Origin of the sequence: Roseibium sp. MMSF_3412, from assembly GCF_030733265.1 — a bacterium.
Classification (GTDB): domain Bacteria; phylum Pseudomonadota; class Alphaproteobacteria; order Rhizobiales; family Stappiaceae; genus Roseibium.
Window position 1 is genome coordinate 76,384 of record NZ_JASHJI010000018.1, and the last position, 16,579, is coordinate 92,962.

At 57.8% G+C, this 16,579-nt stretch carries 12 protein-coding genes; 3 read left to right on the plus strand and 9 right to left on the minus strand.

Annotated elements, in window-relative coordinates:
* Positions 1-11: 11 nt before the first annotated feature.
* Together RBB49_RS23880 and yghU are read right to left on the minus strand one after the other, a co-directional pair.
* Positions 12-1,595 (minus strand): Re/Si-specific NAD(P)(+) transhydrogenase subunit alpha, encoded by a 1,584-nt coding sequence (locus tag RBB49_RS23880; RefSeq protein WP_306145420.1) that lies wholly within the window; start codon positions 1,593-1,595, stop codon positions 12-14.
* A 385-nt stretch (positions 1,596-1,980) separates the two neighbouring features.
* Entirely contained in the window at positions 1,981-2,853 is an 873-nt protein-coding gene (gene yghU / locus RBB49_RS23885) for a glutathione-dependent disulfide-bond oxidoreductase (protein WP_306145421.1), read from the minus strand.
* Positions 2,854-3,280: 427 nt separating this feature from the next.
* Here yghU and RBB49_RS23890 point away from each other — a divergent pair, with 427 nt between their 5' ends.
* Together RBB49_RS23890 and RBB49_RS23895 are read left to right on the plus strand one after the other, a co-directional pair.
* Entirely contained in the window at positions 3,281-4,681 is a 1,401-nt protein-coding gene (locus RBB49_RS23890; RefSeq protein WP_306145422.1) for a selenium-binding protein SBP56-related protein, read from the plus strand.
* An 18-nt stretch (positions 4,682-4,699) separates the two neighbouring features.
* Positions 4,700-5,341, plus strand: a complete 642-nt coding sequence (locus tag RBB49_RS23895; RefSeq protein WP_306145423.1) for a hypothetical protein — start codon at positions 4,700-4,702, stop codon at positions 5,339-5,341.
* A 14-nt stretch (positions 5,342-5,355) separates the two neighbouring features.
* Here RBB49_RS23895 and RBB49_RS23900 read toward each other — a convergent pair whose 3' ends face one another.
* Positions 5,356-6,615, minus strand: coding sequence for a Xaa-Pro peptidase family protein (locus RBB49_RS23900; protein ID WP_306145424.1), 1,260 nt, complete (start codon positions 6,613-6,615; stop codon positions 5,356-5,358).
* Between the two features lie 94 nt (positions 6,616-6,709).
* Between RBB49_RS23900 and RBB49_RS23905 the strand changes: the two genes are divergently transcribed.
* A complete protein-coding gene (locus tag RBB49_RS23905; protein ID WP_306145425.1) occupies positions 6,710-7,597 on the plus strand; it encodes a LysR family transcriptional regulator in 888 nt (295 codons plus the stop codon).
* A gap of 47 nt (positions 7,598-7,644) precedes the next feature.
* Here the strand turns inward: RBB49_RS23905 and RBB49_RS23910 are convergent, their stop codons facing one another.
* From RBB49_RS23910 to RBB49_RS23935, 6 genes are all read right to left on the minus strand, one after another.
* Positions 7,645-8,430, minus strand: a complete 786-nt coding sequence (locus RBB49_RS23910; RefSeq protein WP_306145426.1) for an ABC transporter substrate-binding protein — start codon at positions 8,428-8,430, stop codon at positions 7,645-7,647.
* A 33-nt stretch (positions 8,431-8,463) separates the two neighbouring features.
* Positions 8,464-10,839 (minus strand): EAL domain-containing protein, encoded by a 2,376-nt coding sequence (locus tag RBB49_RS23915; protein WP_306145427.1) that lies wholly within the window; start codon positions 10,837-10,839, stop codon positions 8,464-8,466.
* A 413-nt stretch (positions 10,840-11,252) separates the two neighbouring features.
* Positions 11,253-11,687 (minus strand): universal stress protein, encoded by a 435-nt coding sequence (locus tag RBB49_RS23920; protein ID WP_306145428.1) that lies wholly within the window; start codon positions 11,685-11,687, stop codon positions 11,253-11,255.
* Positions 11,684-14,311, minus strand: coding sequence for a TRAP transporter permease (locus RBB49_RS23925; RefSeq protein WP_306145429.1), 2,628 nt, complete (start codon positions 14,309-14,311; stop codon positions 11,684-11,686). Before RBB49_RS23925 ends, RBB49_RS23920 begins: the two co-directional genes overlap by 4 nt.
* 182 nt (positions 14,312-14,493) lie before the next feature.
* Positions 14,494-15,456, minus strand: a complete 963-nt coding sequence (locus RBB49_RS23930; RefSeq protein WP_306145471.1) for a TAXI family TRAP transporter solute-binding subunit — start codon at positions 15,454-15,456, stop codon at positions 14,494-14,496.
* Between the two features lie 59 nt (positions 15,457-15,515).
* Positions 15,516-16,385: a MurR/RpiR family transcriptional regulator gene (locus RBB49_RS23935; protein ID WP_306145430.1), complete on the minus strand. Its 870-nt coding sequence runs from the start codon at positions 16,383-16,385 to the stop codon at positions 15,516-15,518.
* Between the last annotated feature and the right edge of the window lie 194 nt (positions 16,386-16,579).

Below are 16,579 nucleotides of genomic sequence, written 5' to 3' on the forward strand. Positions count from 1 at the left end.
GGTCGGGCTCCTTAAGACTTCTGGAACATGGCGAGCATGCGCCGTGTGACGAGGAAACCGCCGAAGATATTGATCCCGGCCATGAAGATGGACAGTCCGGCCAGCAGGATGATCAGGAAGGATCCCGAACCGACCTGCAGCAACGCGCCGACAATGATGATCGACGAAATCGCGTTGGTGACAGCCATCAGCGGCGTGTGCAGCGAGTGGCTGACATTCCAGATGACCTGGAAGCCAACGAAAACGGCCAGGACGAAAACGATGAAGTGCTGCAGGAAACTCGCTGGTGCGATCAGTCCGACAAGCAGCATCAGGATACCGCCCACCGTAAGCAGGGTGACCTGCTGCTTGGTCTGCGCCTTGAAGGCAGCTGCTTCCGCGGCCCGCTTTTCTTCCGGCGTCAGTTCCTTCGGCTTTTCCTTCGATTTCGCGGCAATCGCCTGGACCTTCGGAGGGGGAGGCGGGAACGTGATTTCGCCCCGATGCGTAACCGTCGCCCCCCGGATGACATCGTCTTCCATATTGTGGACGAGCTTGCCGTCCTTTTCCGGCGTGAGGTCGGTCATCATGTGGCGGATATTCGTCGCGTAGAGGCTGGAGGACTGTGCAGCCATCCGCGAGGGGAAGTCCGTATAGCCGATGATCGTGACACCGTTGTCGGTAACGACCTTCTTGTCCGCCTCGGTGCCTTCCACGTTGCCGCCGCGTTCGGCGGCCAGATCGATAATCACCGAGCCGGGTTTCATGGCCTTGACCATGTCCTCGAGCCAGAGCTTGGGTGCGGGCCGGTTCGGAATAAGCGCCGTCGTGATCACGATGTCCATTTCCGGAGCCAGCTCACGGAACTTCGCAAGCTGGGCCTCGCGGAATTCCGGAGACGACACGCTGGCATAACCGCCTGTCGCCGCGCCGTCCGTCTGCTCTTCCTCGAAGTCGAGATAGACGAATTCCGCTCCCATGGATTCGACCTGTTCGGCCACTTCCGGGCGCACGTCGAAGGCGTAGGTGATTGCACCGAGAGACGTCGATGTCCCGATGGCGGCAAGGCCGGCAACACCGGCACCGACTACCAGAACCTTGGCAGGCGGCACCTTGCCCGCAGCCGTGATCTGACCGGTAAAGAACCGCCCGAAATTGTTGCCGGCTTCTATGACTGCACGGTATCCGGCGATATTGGCCATGGACGAAAGCGCGTCCATCTTCTGAGCGCGCGAGATGCGGGGCACCATTTCCATCGCGATGACATTGGCACCCTTTTCCTTCGCAGCTTCAAGCCCGGCCTCGTTGCCGCCAGGATTGAAGAACGAGATCAGCGTCTTGCTGTCCGTCAGATACCCCAGCTCCTTGTCTTCCGGCTGGCGCACCTTGGCGACGATATCGGATTGTTTCCAGAGGCTGGGTGCTGTCTTGACGATTTCGACACCGGCTTCCTTGTAAGCCTCGTCGGAAAAACCCGCCGCCTTGCCGGCACCGCTTTGGATAAGGCAAGAGTAGCCGAGTTTTTGCAGCTGTTTTGCGGATTCCGGGGTCATGGCCACGCGGGCCTCCCCGGGAAAGATTTCCTTGGGTGTGCCGATCTTTAGGGCTTCTGACATATGTCGCTCCAAGATGGTGACCAGGACATGGCCGAGAATGTGGAATCATGGGCGACAGGAAAGCGCAGTGTCCCCCCGCATGCCCCGATTTTGTGCGTGGCTGCATATAGAGACGAAAATTTTACTTATGACAAGACGTGTTTCCGTGCGAACAGACGTGTATTGCGTACGCTTGCTTTGATCACGTTCTGAACTGATTTTTTAAGAAAAATGCGGTGGCGGGTATCCTAGTCTTGGTCGCCGGGTCTATTTGCGACAGGAATACTCCGATTTAAATGCGAATTAGCAATAATTTCTCGGCACGACGCCGGTATTGCAATAACCAATTGTTGAGGCAGCGAGCGTCCTGGCAGCGACCTGTCGACGCAGGCCGCCGCCGAAGGGATTATTCCGCCGCTGTTTCAACCGGTTCCTTGGGTTCCAGATCCGACGCACTGTGGCGCTCGTGGAACTGTTCGTGTTCCTCGCCCCAGGCCTTGTTGACCCTGCGGCCGCGGATAACAGCCGGGCGGGCGTCGATCTTCTCGGCCCAGGCTTTGACGTTCTTGTACTCGTCGACAGAAAGGAATTCCGCGGCATTGTACAGCCGGCCCAGGACAAGCCCGCCGTACCACGGGAAGATGGCCATGTCGGCGATCGTGTAATCTTCACCCGCAATGTAGGGGCGATCGGCGAGGGCCTTGTCGAGCACGTCCAGCTGACGCTTTGTTTCCATGGCGAAGCGGTCGATCGGGTACTCGAATTTTTCCGGTGCATAGGCATAGAAATGGCCGAACCCGCCGCCGAGATACGGCGCGGATCCCATTTGCCAGAACAGCCAGTTCATCGTTTCGGTTCTGGCAGCCGGGTCCTTTGGCAAAAACGCGTCGAACTTTTCCGCAAGATAGAAGAGGATCGAGCCGGATTCGAAGACCCGCGTCGGCGGTTCGGTGCTGTGATCTACCAGAGCCGGAATTTTCGAATTGGGATTTGCTCCGACGAACCCGCTTGAGAACTGATTGCCTTCATTGATACGGATGAGCCACGCATTGTATTCGGCCTCCGTGTGACCGAGCGCCAGCAGCTCCTCCAGCATGATCGTCACCTTGACGCCATTCGGCGTTGCCAGCGAGTACAGCTGCAACGGGTGATCGCCGACCGGAAGGTCCTTTTCATGCGTTGCACCGGATACCGGCCGGTTGATGCTCGCAAATTCACCGCCGTTGGGCTGTTCCCAAGTCCAGACTTTGGGCGGGGTATAGGTCGAGGTATCGCTCATTGAAAAGCTCTCCGGAAATTTGAAGGCGGGCCTTGTTGCGCGTGAACCCGTTAGCGGAACTCATCGCAATCTTACGATTAGATAGGACGTTGAGCGAAGTTTGCCTAGATGGAGTTTGCATTTAGGTCGGCTTTTTCATCAAAGGGGTCATTGTTGGCGTTCCCGTTCGTTGAAACGTCCTTGCGGGGCCGGCAGCGTTGCGCAAAAATTCGAAAAATTAGAAATTTTTTGCTCTCGACCTGACCCAAACGTTAAGGCATCCTCTTCTTTCTGGGACTTTGAACGCGGCGCAAAGACCGCGCATCCGTCCCTAACGATCCGCACGTCACGAGAACCAGACCGGAAGGAAAAGACGGAAACCTGAAACACGAAAAACAAAAGTGCGGGTAGCCCGTCTTGATAATTGTCGCAATTTAGGGAGGACGACATGAATTTGAGGCCAGATCCGAGTTTTTATCCGACTGCGCAGATGGCGATGGAGGCCCCGGTTGAAAAACTGGCCTTTACGCTGATGCTTAGTCCGGATTTCAGCAAGCCTGACGGCCTGGCCGTCGTCAATGTCGATCCCGAAAGTTCCGATTATGGCAAGATCGTTCACACGGTCATGATGCCGAACACCGGCGACGAGTTTCATCATTTCGGCTGGAATGCGTGTTCGTCGGCCTTGTCCCCGCTGACCGGTCACGCGTTTCTGGAGCGCCGGTATCTCATCATTCCGGGCATCCGGTCTTCGAGGATCTACGTCATCGACGTGAAGGAGCCTCTTAGCGCGAAGATTCACAAGATCATCGAACCGGAAGAAGTCTTTGCAAAGACTGGATATTCCCGCCCGCACACAATCCATTGCGGGCCGGAGGGGATCTACGTCTCGACGCTGGGCGGCGGCGGCGAGGACGGCACTGATGGCCCTCCCGGCATTTTCATCATGGATTGCGAAACCTTCGAGATCCTGGGCCGGTACGAAATGGACCGGGGCATACAGGACAAGCATTATGACTTCTGGTGGAACCTGCCGCGCGACTACATGGTCTCGTCTGAATGGGGCCTGCCGCCTCAATTCGAGAACGGGCTTGTCCCGGAGGATCTCCTGTCCAACAAATACGGGCACAGGATCCACTTCTGGGACCTGAGGGCCCGCAAGAATGTCCAGACGATAGACCTTGGCGAAAATCACCAGATGGCGCTCGAAATCCGCCCCGCACATGATCCCGCCAAGCAGTACGGTTTCTGTGGTGTTGTCGTGGATACGACCAACCTGCAAGGCTCCATCTTCACCTGGTGGCGCAATGACGACGGGACTTTTGAAGCGAAAAAGACGGTCACGATCGACCCGCAGCCCGCCGACCCGGATGACCTGCCGGATATGCTCAAGGGTTTTTCTGCGGTACCGCCGCTTGTCACCGACATTGATCTCAGCCTCGACGACAAGTTCCTATACGTCGCCTGCTGGGGCACCGGCGAAATGCATCAATACGATGTCTCCGATCCGATGAATCCCAAACTTGCCGGCAAGGTCGAGATCGGCGGTATCGTCAAAAAGACGAAACATCCGAACGGCAATGAGTTCGGCTACGGCCCGCAGATGGTCGAGATCAGCCGGGACGGCAAGAGGGTCTACTGGACCAACTCGCTCTATTCCACCTGGGACGACCAGTTCTATCCGGGTGAGCGGGGGGCCGCGATGGTCATGGCTAATGCCGGTCCCAACGGCGGCCTGACGCTGGATGAAAACTTCTGGGTCGAGTTCCCGGACGGGTACCGTTCACACCAGATCAGGCTGGAAGGCGGGGACTGTTCGACCGACAGCTTCTGCTATCCTTCGGTGTAGACTTTGGATGGAATGAGCATGACGGCCCTTTGGCTGGCCGTCATCGGCTCCGGCCTCTATCACGGTCTCAATCCGGGCATGGGCTGGCCATTGGCTGTCTCGGCAGCGCTGATGGAACGGCGCACGCAGGCTCTGCCGCGTGCGCTGCTGTCTCTGGCAGCGGGCCATCTGCTGGCCATGCTGGCAATCCTGCTGCCGTTTTCCGCCATGATCACGCTGGTCAGCCTGGAGAACGAGATCCGGATCGTTGCCGCCTGCCTCGTGATTGGCCTGGGGCTATATCTGCTGATCACCAACAGGCATCCCCGGTTTCTGGCGCGCATCTCGCCGGCAAAACTCGGCGTATGGTCTTTTCTGGTGGCGATCGCCCATGGTGCGGGTCTGATGCTGGTTCCGATTTATCTCGGCATCTGCGCGGTTCAGAACAGCCAGGGACATGAAGCTGCCGGCACCTTGATGGGGGGCGATGTGCGCATGGCGCTACTTGTCTCGGTGGTGCACACGCTGGCAATGGCGACAGCGGGCGGGCTGATTGCCTTCGGTGTCTATTCCTGGCTTGGGCTGAAATTTCTGCAGAAAGCCTGGTTCAACCTCGATAGGGTCTGGGCCGTCAGTCTTATCCTCGTCGGCGTCTTCGCGCTCGCGATCCCGCATGCCTGATCAAAACGGATGCTCTAGTTGAGAAGATCGTCCTCGAACGGAAACAGGGACAGCAGTTCGATCCCGGTCTCCGTGACAAGAACCTGCTGTTCCAGCTTTACGCCTTCCTTGCCGCCATGCGCACCGATGAAGCTTTCCACGCAGAGTGTCATTCCCGGTTCGACCACGCCGTCGTAACCCGCATCCGGAAAGTCGCCATGATGGTAGAGGTAAGGATATTCGCCGGTCATGCCGACGCCGTGCGCGGACAGGTAATATCGGTTCTTGTAGTATTTTTCCGGAATGTCCCAGGCCCTGTCCGCGTAGTCCCGGAAAGTCATGCCGGGGTGGAGAATGTTCATGTTGTGGTGCACCTGCTCGAAGGCGACCTTGTAAAGGTCCTTCTGTGCCGCGCTGGGTTTGTCCGGGCCGGTGTGAAACGTGCGCGAAAAATCGGCGTAGTATCCGTGGCAGCCGACAACGTCCGTATCGAGCGCGATCAGATCGTTGGCGTTGATGACACTGGGCGAAGCCTCCTGAAACCACGGGTTCGTTCGCGCTCCGGCGTTCAAGAGCCGCGTTTCGACATAGTCCCCGTTCTGCGCGATGATGGCCTGATGCAGCACGGACCAGAGTTCCACTTCCGTCAGCCCCGGCCGGATGGCGTCCCTTAGACGTGCAACACCTGTTTCCGTCGCGCGCAGCGAGGCGATCACGCACTTCATTTCCTCCGGCGACTTGATCGCACGCGCCATTTCGACGGGTTGCTGCGCGTCGACCACGGTGAGACCAGCCTCGTTGAGCGCGAATTTCGAGCCTGCATTGAGCCGTTCAACGCCGACAGTTGCCTTCCGCTCACCGCTCAGTTCCCGGATCAGGGCTGCCATTTCCAGGCCCCATGTCCGTTCGCGTTCTGCGATGCTCGGGCCGGCAGCAACGAAGCTTGCGGTTTTTGCCGGCCGTACTTCATCAACGGTTTCATAACCTTCGGCGAGATGTTCGCATCCCGTGAACTCAAACAGGATCGACCGGTCCTGGGTCATCACCAGGTAGCGCGACGGGGTGTTGCGCATGGAAAAGACCTGCATGTTCCGGGCACCTGTCGCGTAGCGGATATTGACCGGATCAGACAGGATCACGGCATCGACGCCATATACAAGCATCTGGGCGCGTACGCGTGCCTGACGGTAGGCGCGAACCGCGGCGTGATCGATGCCGTCATCTGATGGGCTGCGATCCAGCTGCGCCAGGCCATGAAGGTCGCTGCGTTCCGCATGCCAGTCCAGTTCGGCCATGCCGTGTCTCCCTTTTCCTACAAAAAGGAATATCACTGGAGGAGCCAATCAAAAAAACTATGGAAATTTTCGGCAGTATGGATAACTTTCCGGAATGCAAAACTATCGAAAGTCACTGCCGCCCCTGGACACGATTGTCTTTTTTGAGGCGGCCATGCGGCATCTCAATTTCACCGAGGCTGCCGATGAGCTTTATGTAACGCAGGCGGCCGTCAGCAAACGGATAAAACAGTTGGAGCAGTGGCTTGGCGCGGACCTGTTCGTACGAAGCGGCAGAAAGCTCGTTCCGACGGAGGCTGGCACCTATCTTGCCGAGAAGACCGGCATGACCCTGGACTATCTCGACTATGCTTTCCGGACAATCAAGGTGCCTGCACAGCCGGTGGTTCAGATCGCCTCGGTCACGGCGCTGGCAACGTTCTGGCTGCAGTCAAGGCTGCGCGATTTCGCTTTGTCTGATGAAGCCTGTCCGTTCAATTTAAAGACGGCGGATGAGTTGGGCGACTTGCTCGGACCCGAGAACGACCTCGTCATCCTGCACGGGGAGAACCGGCTGCCGGGCTGGGGCCTGGAATTGCTGTTCGATGAGGAGATTGTTCCGGTGGGAACGCCAGAAGTTGTTGTACGCGCGCAATCTGCAGACGCGCGGGACCGGCCACCGCTGCTGAACTTCGCGCGCATGGCTCCGAACTGGACGGATTGGTCTGTCTGGATACAAAGAACGGGCTGGACGGAATTCGGCAGGAATGAACGCATCAGCTGCGCCAGTTACAATCAGACTATCGGCCGGGCGCTGAGGGGAGAGGGGCTGGCGCTGGGGGCCTTGCCGCTCCTGACGGACGAAATTGCTTCTGGCGCGCTGGTGCCAATGCCCGATCGAAAGCTGACAACGGGGAAAGGGTATTTCATTGCCTGGCCTCAGACACGTCCACTCTCAGAGGAAGCCGAAAGGATGAAAACGGCCCTGTCCCGCAGTACCTGAGAGCCCATGAGCGGCAATGTTCCCGGCAGGGTTTGCCGCGCACATGTTCAGGAATCGGAAGAACGGATGCCGTAGCCTTTCAGTATGGTGCTGTGTGTGCCGTCCTGCACCATGGAATCGAAAGCCTCCTGCAAGGCGTCAATCACTGCGCCCGAGGTCTGGTGATGAAGCGCGAGATAGAGTTCGCCGCGATTGAGGTCATAAACGGTTTCATACTCGCTAAGGTCGGCCCCCATTTGCTGAAGGCCCCAGCGTGTCACCTCGGTTTCGTAGGAAATGGCATCGACACGGCCGGCAATGAGCTTGCGGAAATTCTGTTCGTTCGACAGGACGGGCTCGATACGGTCATCGGGAACGCCTTGTGCGCGTAGCAGCAACTGACCGACATCGTCCTTCACGACACCGATGCGGATCTTTGCAAGATCGTGCACTGTTTCGATCTTCAGGTTGCGGTCTTTGCGTGCCGTCAGGCCGACAACCGTCGACACGAAAGGGCCAACCCAGCGGAACAGGCCCTCGCGGTCCTGGGTGCGCGTGGTTGAAAAGAGCGCATGTCCAGGTCTTTGCAGAGTGAGATTGTAGCCCCTTGCCCAGGGAAGCAGCGCGATGTCTTGCCGGGTGTGTCCCGACATGGTCCGCTTGAAAATTTCCTCCATGATCTCGACGCTGATGCCACGCAGGGCTGTGCCGTCGTGATAGTTGAAGGGCGGATATTCCTCCGTCATAACCTTGAGCGACACAAGCTCGCTCTCTGCCCTCGAGGACGAGGCTGCGGGCATGATTGTGAAGGCGGTAAGGCCGGCGACAACGGATCTTCTCGTCAATTTTCGCATTGCTTGATCCTCGATTGCTCGGGTCCGTCAATCCTAACCGACATTTCGGAGTGTTTCGTTTGGCAGCCGCGCTGTTTCGGTTCGGCCGGTATGACTTTCGGAAAGGTAGGTATCGAGTGGTTCCGCCTTGCCGAACAGGAAGCCCTGGCCGGTCTTTACGCCCAGATCGACGAGGCGCGTGTACTGGGCTTCGGTCTCAATACCCTCGGCGATAACGTTCAGCTTGAGCTTTTGCGACAAACCGACAACCGCTTCGATCAGTGCGGCCGTCTTGTGGGTGCGCTCGATGCCGGACCGTTCGTCCAGTCCCTTGATGAATGACCTGTCGATCTTGACGGTGTCGACCGGGAAGCGGTGCATGTAGCTGAGAGACGAGAACCCGGTTCCGAAATCGTCCAGCGCAAAGGTGCAGCCGAGTTTGCGGATGTCTTCGATGAGACCATCCAGCCCCATGCTGTTTTGCATCAGGGTTGTTTCGGTGATCTCCAGAACCAGCCGGCCCGGGTCGACGCGGTGGGCGGTCAGTTTTTCTCTGAGGTTGCTTGGCAGGTCCGGCAGAAATTGCGCTGCGGAAAAGTTCAGAGCAACATAGGCGGATTGGCAGTCCCGGCTTTGCTGCAGGCGCTCAAGCGCGTCGAGACCCATTTCAAGAACCAGGTCGCCGATCTCCAGAATGCCGCCTGTCTGTTCTGCGGCACGGATGTATTCAAGGGGAGGGAGCACGCCCCTTTCGGGATGGACGAGGCGCAAGAGCCCTTCAAAGCCGATTGTCGTTCTGGTTTCCAGATTGACGATCGGCTGGAAATGCAGCTGGAACCAGTCGTTCGCCAATGCCTCGGAAATGACTTCCTTGACTTCGAGCTGTTGGCTCGCCTCCTTGCCGAATTGCTCGTTAAAGACGCAGAACCCGTTGCGGCCGCTGTTCTTCTGCCGGTACATCGCTACGTCCGATGCCTTGAGCAGTTCTTCCGCGCTCTTGGCATTGTCGGGATAAAACGAGATCCCCACGCTCGCTGAAATCTGCAATGTCCGGCCGCCAAGATCAATCGGGCGGTTCAAGGTGCGATTGATCTTGGTGGCAAGCTCGACGGCGCGTTTCTTGCTTGATTTGCACGACAGCATGATCGCGAACTCGTCGCCGCCGAAGCGGCCGAAACAGTCGTCTTCACCCAGCAACTGGGCGATTTCACGTGTGACGGACTGCAGCACCCGGTCGCCGGCGAAATGCCCCAGATTGTCGTTGACCCACTTGAAGCGATCCAGATCGAAGAAAAGGACGGCGATATCGTCAGATCCGTCCGAGCTTTCGATCGCCGCATTCAGCCGATCCGCAAAACCCTCGCGGTTCACCAGCCCGGTCAGATAGTCCGTCCGGGCCTGGCGCAGGATTTCCGCTTCTGCAGCCTTCAGCTTGCTGATGTCGGTCATGACGGAGAGCGAACTTCCGCCGTGCGCACTGTCGTCGAAGTCCTTGGTTTCCGTTATCAGCACATCGAGACAGGTGCCATCGGCCTTTTGGAACACGGACGTGAGTTCCAGGGTCTCGTTCTTGCCGTCGGACAGCATGCTCCGGTTCTTGAGGTATTCGTCCTTGAAGTCATCGTGGATGAATTCCCGGAACTTGCGGCCAATGACATCCTTGCGGCTGTATCCCGTGGCGTGCAGCCAGTAGTCAGATACGTTGCGGATGTTGTCGTCGCTGTCGATCGAATACAGCATGACCGGCGTGTTGTTGTAGAGAAACGTCAGACGTCTGTTGGCACGGATCAACTGCGCCTCGTCCTGGTCCAGTCTGTCCTGCATTTCGTTGAAGGCAGAGGTGACACGCCCCAGTTCATCGGACGACTCCCAGTCGACTTTACGGCGGGTTCCCGATCGCTGTGTCGCTTCAATCGCCGCGTTCAGGCGAAGCAGCGGTCGGGTGATCATGAAGCGGTTGGCAATCAGAGCCGCAACCAGCACCGAGATTGTCGACACCACGAACAGGATCGCAGATTTGACGACTTCGCGAACCGCTGCGTTGCTGATGTGACTGGACATGAAGCGGATGCGCAGGGTGCCTACATTGTGTTCAACCCCGTCCACCACGTGCGTGATTTCCTTGGAAAACAGCGCATTCTCCCTGTTGAGCGCGTTTGTCTCGCTGTTTTCCTTTGAGATCAGAGCGAGGCTCTTGTCATTGTCGTCAAGGATCTCGATGCTGAAAATGTCGCGATCATTGGCGATCGCGGTCGCCCATTTTCTCAGGTTGTCGTAGTCGAAATCCCAGAGCGCCTTGCTCAGTGCCTTGCTGTTGGCATCAAGCAACACGCGTTTTTTTGCAATCATTTCGCGCTCGACCGAGTTTTTTGTCATGACAAAAAACGTAATCAGCAGCGGTCCATTCACGGCAATCAACGCCGCGAACATGATCGCAAGAAACTTCCTCTGCGTAGAATTCCTGATAAGTCTAAGCATGGAGCAATGTTACGCCGGTTGCGGTAAACAAACCTCTTCCTTTCTGGTTGAGGAAGGCAGTTTTGTTTAATTTTTTGTAGCTTCTGCTAATCGAATTCTCTGTTCGACGCGCTCAATATATATCGATTCGGTCTTGGGAGCCGAAAAAGCTGGCAGTGGACCGTCAACCGATATTTGCGTGCTTGGAACAGCTTCGCGGTGGTCGTTGCGAGACTTCTCAACCGGAAAGATCAGCACCGCAACCCGCTGCCAACCGCACAGGCAAGGAAAAAAGGGCGGAACCACATCAGCGGTTCCACCCTTTTGAAATCCAACCTGTTTTTCAATTGTGACGCGGCCGTCTTTGGAGCGAACGGCTCTTCAGTCTATTCGCGCACAATGTAAACCGAGCATTGGGAATGGCGCGCAACACGGGCCGCATTGGGACCAAGAAGGAATTCCTTCAGATCTGGCTTGTGCGCTCCGATGACGATCAGATCGGAGCCTGCCTGCTTGGCCGCTTCCAGTATCTCCTCGTAAATGGAGCCCGCCGCAACGATGTGCCGAATGGACTTGTTCCGCTCGTCACCGAGCACACGGCTGACCATGTCATTCAGAGCCGATTTCGTTTTCGTAACCAGCTCGCCCTGAAAGTTGTCGTCGAAATACGAGTTGACCAGCGTCACGCCGTAGTTCGGCACGACGGTGATGACATCCAGCTGCGCCCCGTCGAGACGCGCGAGCTTGTCGCCCGTCTCCAGCACCTGGACATCGTCTTCGTGTGAAATATCGACTGCACACAGCACAGACTTGATGCTCATGCCGGCACCCCTTTCTCGCGGCCAGCGCGGGCGCGCTGGATCAGATAAACCACCACCAGCAGCAACAGGCCGGGGATATAGACAAGTTCCTTGGGCAGTTGCTTGACCTCGACCTTCGCTTCCTTGGCCACAACCGGATTGTCGGCATAGAAGTCGAAGTCTCCGAGCTCCTCGAAGTAGGGCGTGCCCGGGAAAGGTTCGTCGATTTTCATGACACCGTCCTCGTCAAGAACGGTGAGGCCGAGTGCCTCGAGCCGCGCCTCTCCGCCGTCTTCTGTACCGGGATTGACGATGATTGTTTTTTCCGTCGTTTCCCCGGTATCGAAGTCGGGACCGCTGACCGTCACCCGGATCTCCTGACCGGCCGGCGCATTTCCGACAGCTTGAATGAACTGCGCAGGAGGGATCTGCTCGAACGGAGGCTGGATACGGTTCATGAAGAAGTCCGGCCGGAACAGGACAAATGCGATCAGAACCAGTGCAACGCTTTCGTAGATCCGGCTCTTCGTTACAAAGTAGCCCATGGTGCCGGCGGTGAACACAAGGATCGCTATTGTTGCCACCACGAACACAAGCGTTCCCTGTAGCCATCCGACATCGATCAGCAGGAGATCGGTGTTGAAGATGAACATGAAGGGCAGGGCGACGGTTCTGAGCGAGTAGAAGAAGGCCGTGAAACCGGTCCGGATGGCATCACCTCCGGACACCGCCGCCGCAGCGAAGGAGGCCAGGCCCACCGGTGGTGTCACGTCCGCCATTATCCCGAAATAGAAGACGAACAGATGCACGGCGATGAGCGGTACGATCAGGCCGGACTGCGCACCAAGTTCGACCACGACACCGGCCATGAGAGAGGACACGACGATATAGTTCGCGGTCGTTGGAAGGCCCATGCCGAGCACAAGCGACAAGACGCCGACGAACATCAGCATCAGGACGAGATTGCCGCCCGACACGAATTCGACAAGATCCGCCATGACCTGGCCGATACCTGTCAGGGTGACGGTGCCGACGATGATACCGGCGGTGGCGGTTGCCAGGCCAATACCGATCATGTTGCGGGCGCCGTCGATCATGCCTTGAACGAGATCGTTGACGCCTTCCTTCAGCTCATTGAAGGTTTCGCTTTCGCCTCTGAAAATCGCCTTGATCGGGCGCTGGGTCAGCAGGATCACGAAGAGCAGGGCCGTTGCCCAGAATGCCGACAGGCCGGGTGATTTCTGTTCGATCATCAGGAAGTAGACGAGCACGACGATCGGCAGCAGGTAATAAAGGCCTGCCTTGTAGATCTCGGAAATTTCCGGAAGCGTGATCTCTTTCTGGTTGGGATCATCCGGATGAAGGTCGTCGACGGTCGCAGCCAGCTTCAGGAGAGCGAGATAGGCGACAAAGACCAGAACCGCCAGGATCCAGCTGGCCCCGTCCGGAACGGCCGCGACGATCCAGCCGACCGGAAATTTGACGCCGTAGCAGAGGGCGGCGAATCCGGCGAAGAAGAAGAACATCCCAAGCACCGTGCGCAGGGTCGAAACGGTCTTGTGCCCGATGGTCGGCATGTTCCGCTTCACGGCTTCAAGGTGAACGATGTAAACCAGCGCGATGTAGGAAATGACCGCGGGCAGGAAGGCGTGTGTGATCACGTCGACGTAGGAGATGCCGACATATTCGACCATCAGGAAGGCTGCTGCCCCCATGACGGGCGGCATGATCTGACCGTTCACCGAAGACGCCACCTCGACCGAACCGGCCTGTTCCGAGGAGAAGCCGACGCGCTTCATCAACGGAATGGTGAAGGTTCCGGTGGTGACCACGTTTGCAATCGATGAGCCGGAAATCAGGCCGGTTGCGGCGGAGCCGACAACGGCGGCCTTGGCAGGGCCGCCCTTCAGGTGCCCGAGCGCGCCGAAGGCCATCTGGATGAAGTAGTTGCCCGCGCCCGCCTTGTCCAGGAGCGCTCCGAACAACACGAACAGGAAGACGAATTTGGTCGACACTCCAAGGGCGATGCCGAAAACGCCCTCGGACGTGATCCACATGTGGCTCATCGCTTTTTTCAGCGAAGCGCCCTTCCAGCGTATGACCTCGGGAACCCACTCGGACGAACCAAAGAAAACGTAGAGCAGGAACACCGTCGCTACGGCGGCCATTGCCGGGCCGAGTGCGCGCCGCGCCGCTTCAAACAGGACGACGATGCCTGCAAGGGCGAACCACTTGTCCACGTCGTCGGCGAGACCGCCATTATTGACGATTTTCTCGTAGAAGAAAAATCCGTAGAGCGCGATGAACGCGCCGAAAAGTGCGAGTATCCAGTCCTGTATCGGAATGTAGTGACGCGGACTGCTCTTGAGTGCGGGATAAGCCATAAAGGCGAGGAACATGGCAAAGGCCAGGTGAAACTGCCGGCTGTTGTTGATCAGGTCGCCGGGAAGCAGATAATAGGCGACCGGCGATGCGAGAAGCACCTGGAAGACCGACCACAGGAACGCGACACCTGCCAGCAGCAGACCGACGTTTCCGGCCGGGTTGCGCGAGCCGGAATCGGACGCGGCAACAAGTTCCTGAAGCTCTTCTTCTGACAGGCCCCGCTTCGTGTCCTGATTGTTGGATTGACTCTGATCAGCCATGAAATTTCCCCATCCAACGGCTCGAATCCGAGCCGCGCCCATTGATCCCCGGGTCCTTCGGGCCAGCGGCCCTCAGTAAAAGGTGACGTGCAATTCGATTGCGCCCGTGCGGTTGTTTGTCGTTCTTCGGCGCAAGAATGCGGGTCCGGAGAGCAAGTCCCCGGACCCCAAGCTGTTCTGGATTAGTTGATCCAGCCTTGCTCTTTGTAGTACTTGGCAGCGCCCGGATGCAGAGGTGCGGACAGTCCGTCGGCGACCATTTCTTCAGGCTTCAGGTTGGCAAATGCCGGATGCAGCTTCTTGAAGGCATCGAAGTTTTCGAACACCGACTTGACCAGCGTGTAAACCGTGTCGTCAGCAACGTCGGCGGACGTGATGAAGGTCGCGCCGACACCGAAGGTGTTGGTGTCGCCATCGTTGCCGCGATACATGCCGCCCGGAATGGTGGCGGTGCGGTAGTAGCTGTTGTCGCCAACGAGTTTGTCGACAGCGCCACCGCCCACGTTGACCAGTACGGAATCACAGGCAGTCGTTGCCTCCTGGATGGAGCCGGAGGGGTGACCGACCGTGTAGACCATGGCATCGATCTGGTTGTCGCAAAGAGCTGCGGACTGCTCGGCGGCCTTCAACTCGGTCGCCTGGGCGAAGTCGCCGGTGGTCCAGCCCATTGCTTCCATCAGGACTTCCATGGTGCCGCGCTGACCGGAACCCGGGTTGCCGATGTTCACGCGCTTGCCCTTGAGATCCTCGAAGTTCTTGATGCCGGAATCGGCACGTGCCACCACCGTGAACGGCTCCGGATGCACCGAGAAGACCGCGCGGAGGTTTTCGAACGGACCCTTGTCCTCGAATTTCGAGGTGCCGTTGAAAGCGTGATACTGCCAGTCGGACTGCGCAACGCCGAACTCGAGCTCGCCTTCGCGAACCGTGTTGATGTTGTAGACGGAACCACCCGTGGATTCGACCGAGCAGCGAATGCCGTGGTCCTTGCGGCCCTTGTTGACCAAACGGCAGATCGCACCACCTGTCGGGTAGTAAACGCCAGTGACGCCACCGGTTCCGATCGTGATGAATTCTTCAGCCGTTGCTGCTCCGGTGAATGCGATGCTGGTCGCCAGAACAGCACCTGCAAAGTTCATTTTCATCATCATTTGACTAGACTTCCCCATTGTTAAAATTCTTAAGTCAAGCGTGGCACACCACCCTAGACATTTTCAATCTCGTCGAGCAAGCGATTATGCTTCTCAACTTCCTGGATCCGTGCCTCCGCATCGGACCCGGCCCGCGCAACCAGCATGCCCGTTATGGTCTCTATCAAGACAAGCGTAGCTGCGTAAGACGAAAAAAAGTGTGGACTTTCAGTTCGTTGAATGAAGTGATAGTCGGCGAACTGCAGGCCCGGAAAGGCGCGGCTATCGGTCAGAACCACGACCTTTGCCCCTTTTCCGGCCGCGATCTTCGCAGCGCGTACGGACCTGTGGGCATAAGGGTGTTTGGAAATGATCAGCACCGTGTCCTGACGGTTCAGCCCCGCGAGCGTGCTGCCCAGTGTCGTGCCGTTGCGTCCTGCGACGAACCAGCGGTCATCAAACCACTTTGCAAGGTAGGCGAAATAGTCCGCAAAGCCGGCCGACCCGAGAGCACCTATCAGAACGATCTTGCGCGACATCGACAGTTGATCGACCACTGCATCAAGCGTTGCCGGGTCAATATCGGCGACCAGACCCTGGATGTTGTCCAGACAGGCGGAAACCTGGCGTGGCAGGAGTGGCTGGCCGGCATCCGATTGCAGGCGGCGTGCCTTCTCCCGGAAACTGTTTTGCTCCCTTGCCGTCAGTTCCGTGCGCGCCTGCTCACGCAGCGCTTCGTAGTCGTTGTATCCGAGAGCCCGTGCAAGACGTGTATAGCTTGCGGGTGACACACCGCTCGCAGTGGCCACGGACCGCAGACTTCTGGTGGCGATTTCCACTTGATTTTCAGCAATGTAATCCGCTGCAACGCGCAATGCGTCACTCAATTCGGCGTAGCTGGCCGAAATTGCTGTCCGGATTTGTTGCGGCGAACTTGCTCCCATCGGCGCACTGTTTCATTTGTTTTTTGCCTTGTCAAACCCTGAAACAAATGTTTCTTGTCCACTGATTTTTCCTGCCCTTGAATTCGCGGGGCAGTCCCGCGCCAACGAGGTAACACCCGGCTGAACGCGGGTACCATCAGGCAATCCTGAGCTGCAAAAAAACCTCCCGGCAGGGAGCGCTGCCGGAAGGGAAA

What these genes read in the sequence shown, in the direction of transcription:
- RBB49_RS23880 (WP_306145420.1), bottom strand. Translation starts at nt 1,595, where the DNA reads ATGTCAGAAGCCCTAAAGATCGGCACACCCAAGGAAATCTTTCCCGGG.
- yghU (WP_306145421.1), bottom strand. Translation starts at nt 2,853, where the DNA reads ATGAGCGATACCTCGACCTATACCCCGCCCAAAGTCTGGACTTGGGAA.
- RBB49_RS23890 (WP_306145422.1), top strand. Translation starts at nt 3,281, where the DNA reads ATGAATTTGAGGCCAGATCCGAGTTTTTATCCGACTGCGCAGATGGCG.
- RBB49_RS23895 (WP_306145423.1), top strand. Translation starts at nt 4,700, where the DNA reads ATGACGGCCCTTTGGCTGGCCGTCATCGGCTCCGGCCTCTATCACGGT.
- RBB49_RS23900 (WP_306145424.1), bottom strand. Translation starts at nt 6,615, where the DNA reads ATGGCCGAACTGGACTGGCATGCGGAACGCAGCGACCTTCATGGCCTG.
- RBB49_RS23905 (WP_306145425.1), top strand. Translation starts at nt 6,710, where the DNA reads ATGCAAAACTATCGAAAGTCACTGCCGCCCCTGGACACGATTGTCTTT.
- RBB49_RS23910 (WP_306145426.1), bottom strand. Translation starts at nt 8,430, where the DNA reads ATGCGAAAATTGACGAGAAGATCCGTTGTCGCCGGCCTTACCGCCTTC.
- RBB49_RS23915 (WP_306145427.1), bottom strand. Translation starts at nt 10,839, where the DNA reads ATGTTCGCGGCGTTGATTGCCGTGAATGGACCGCTGCTGATTACGTTT.
- RBB49_RS23920 (WP_306145428.1), bottom strand. Translation starts at nt 11,687, where the DNA reads ATGAGCATCAAGTCTGTGCTGTGTGCAGTCGATATTTCACACGAAGAC.
- RBB49_RS23925 (WP_306145429.1), bottom strand. Translation starts at nt 14,311, where the DNA reads ATGGCTGATCAGAGTCAATCCAACAATCAGGACACGAAGCGGGGCCTG.
- RBB49_RS23930 (WP_306145471.1), bottom strand. Translation starts at nt 15,456, where the DNA reads ATGAAAATGAACTTTGCAGGTGCTGTTCTGGCGACCAGCATCGCATTC.
- RBB49_RS23935 (WP_306145430.1), bottom strand. Translation starts at nt 16,385, where the DNA reads ATGGGAGCAAGTTCGCCGCAACAAATCCGGACAGCAATTTCGGCCAGC.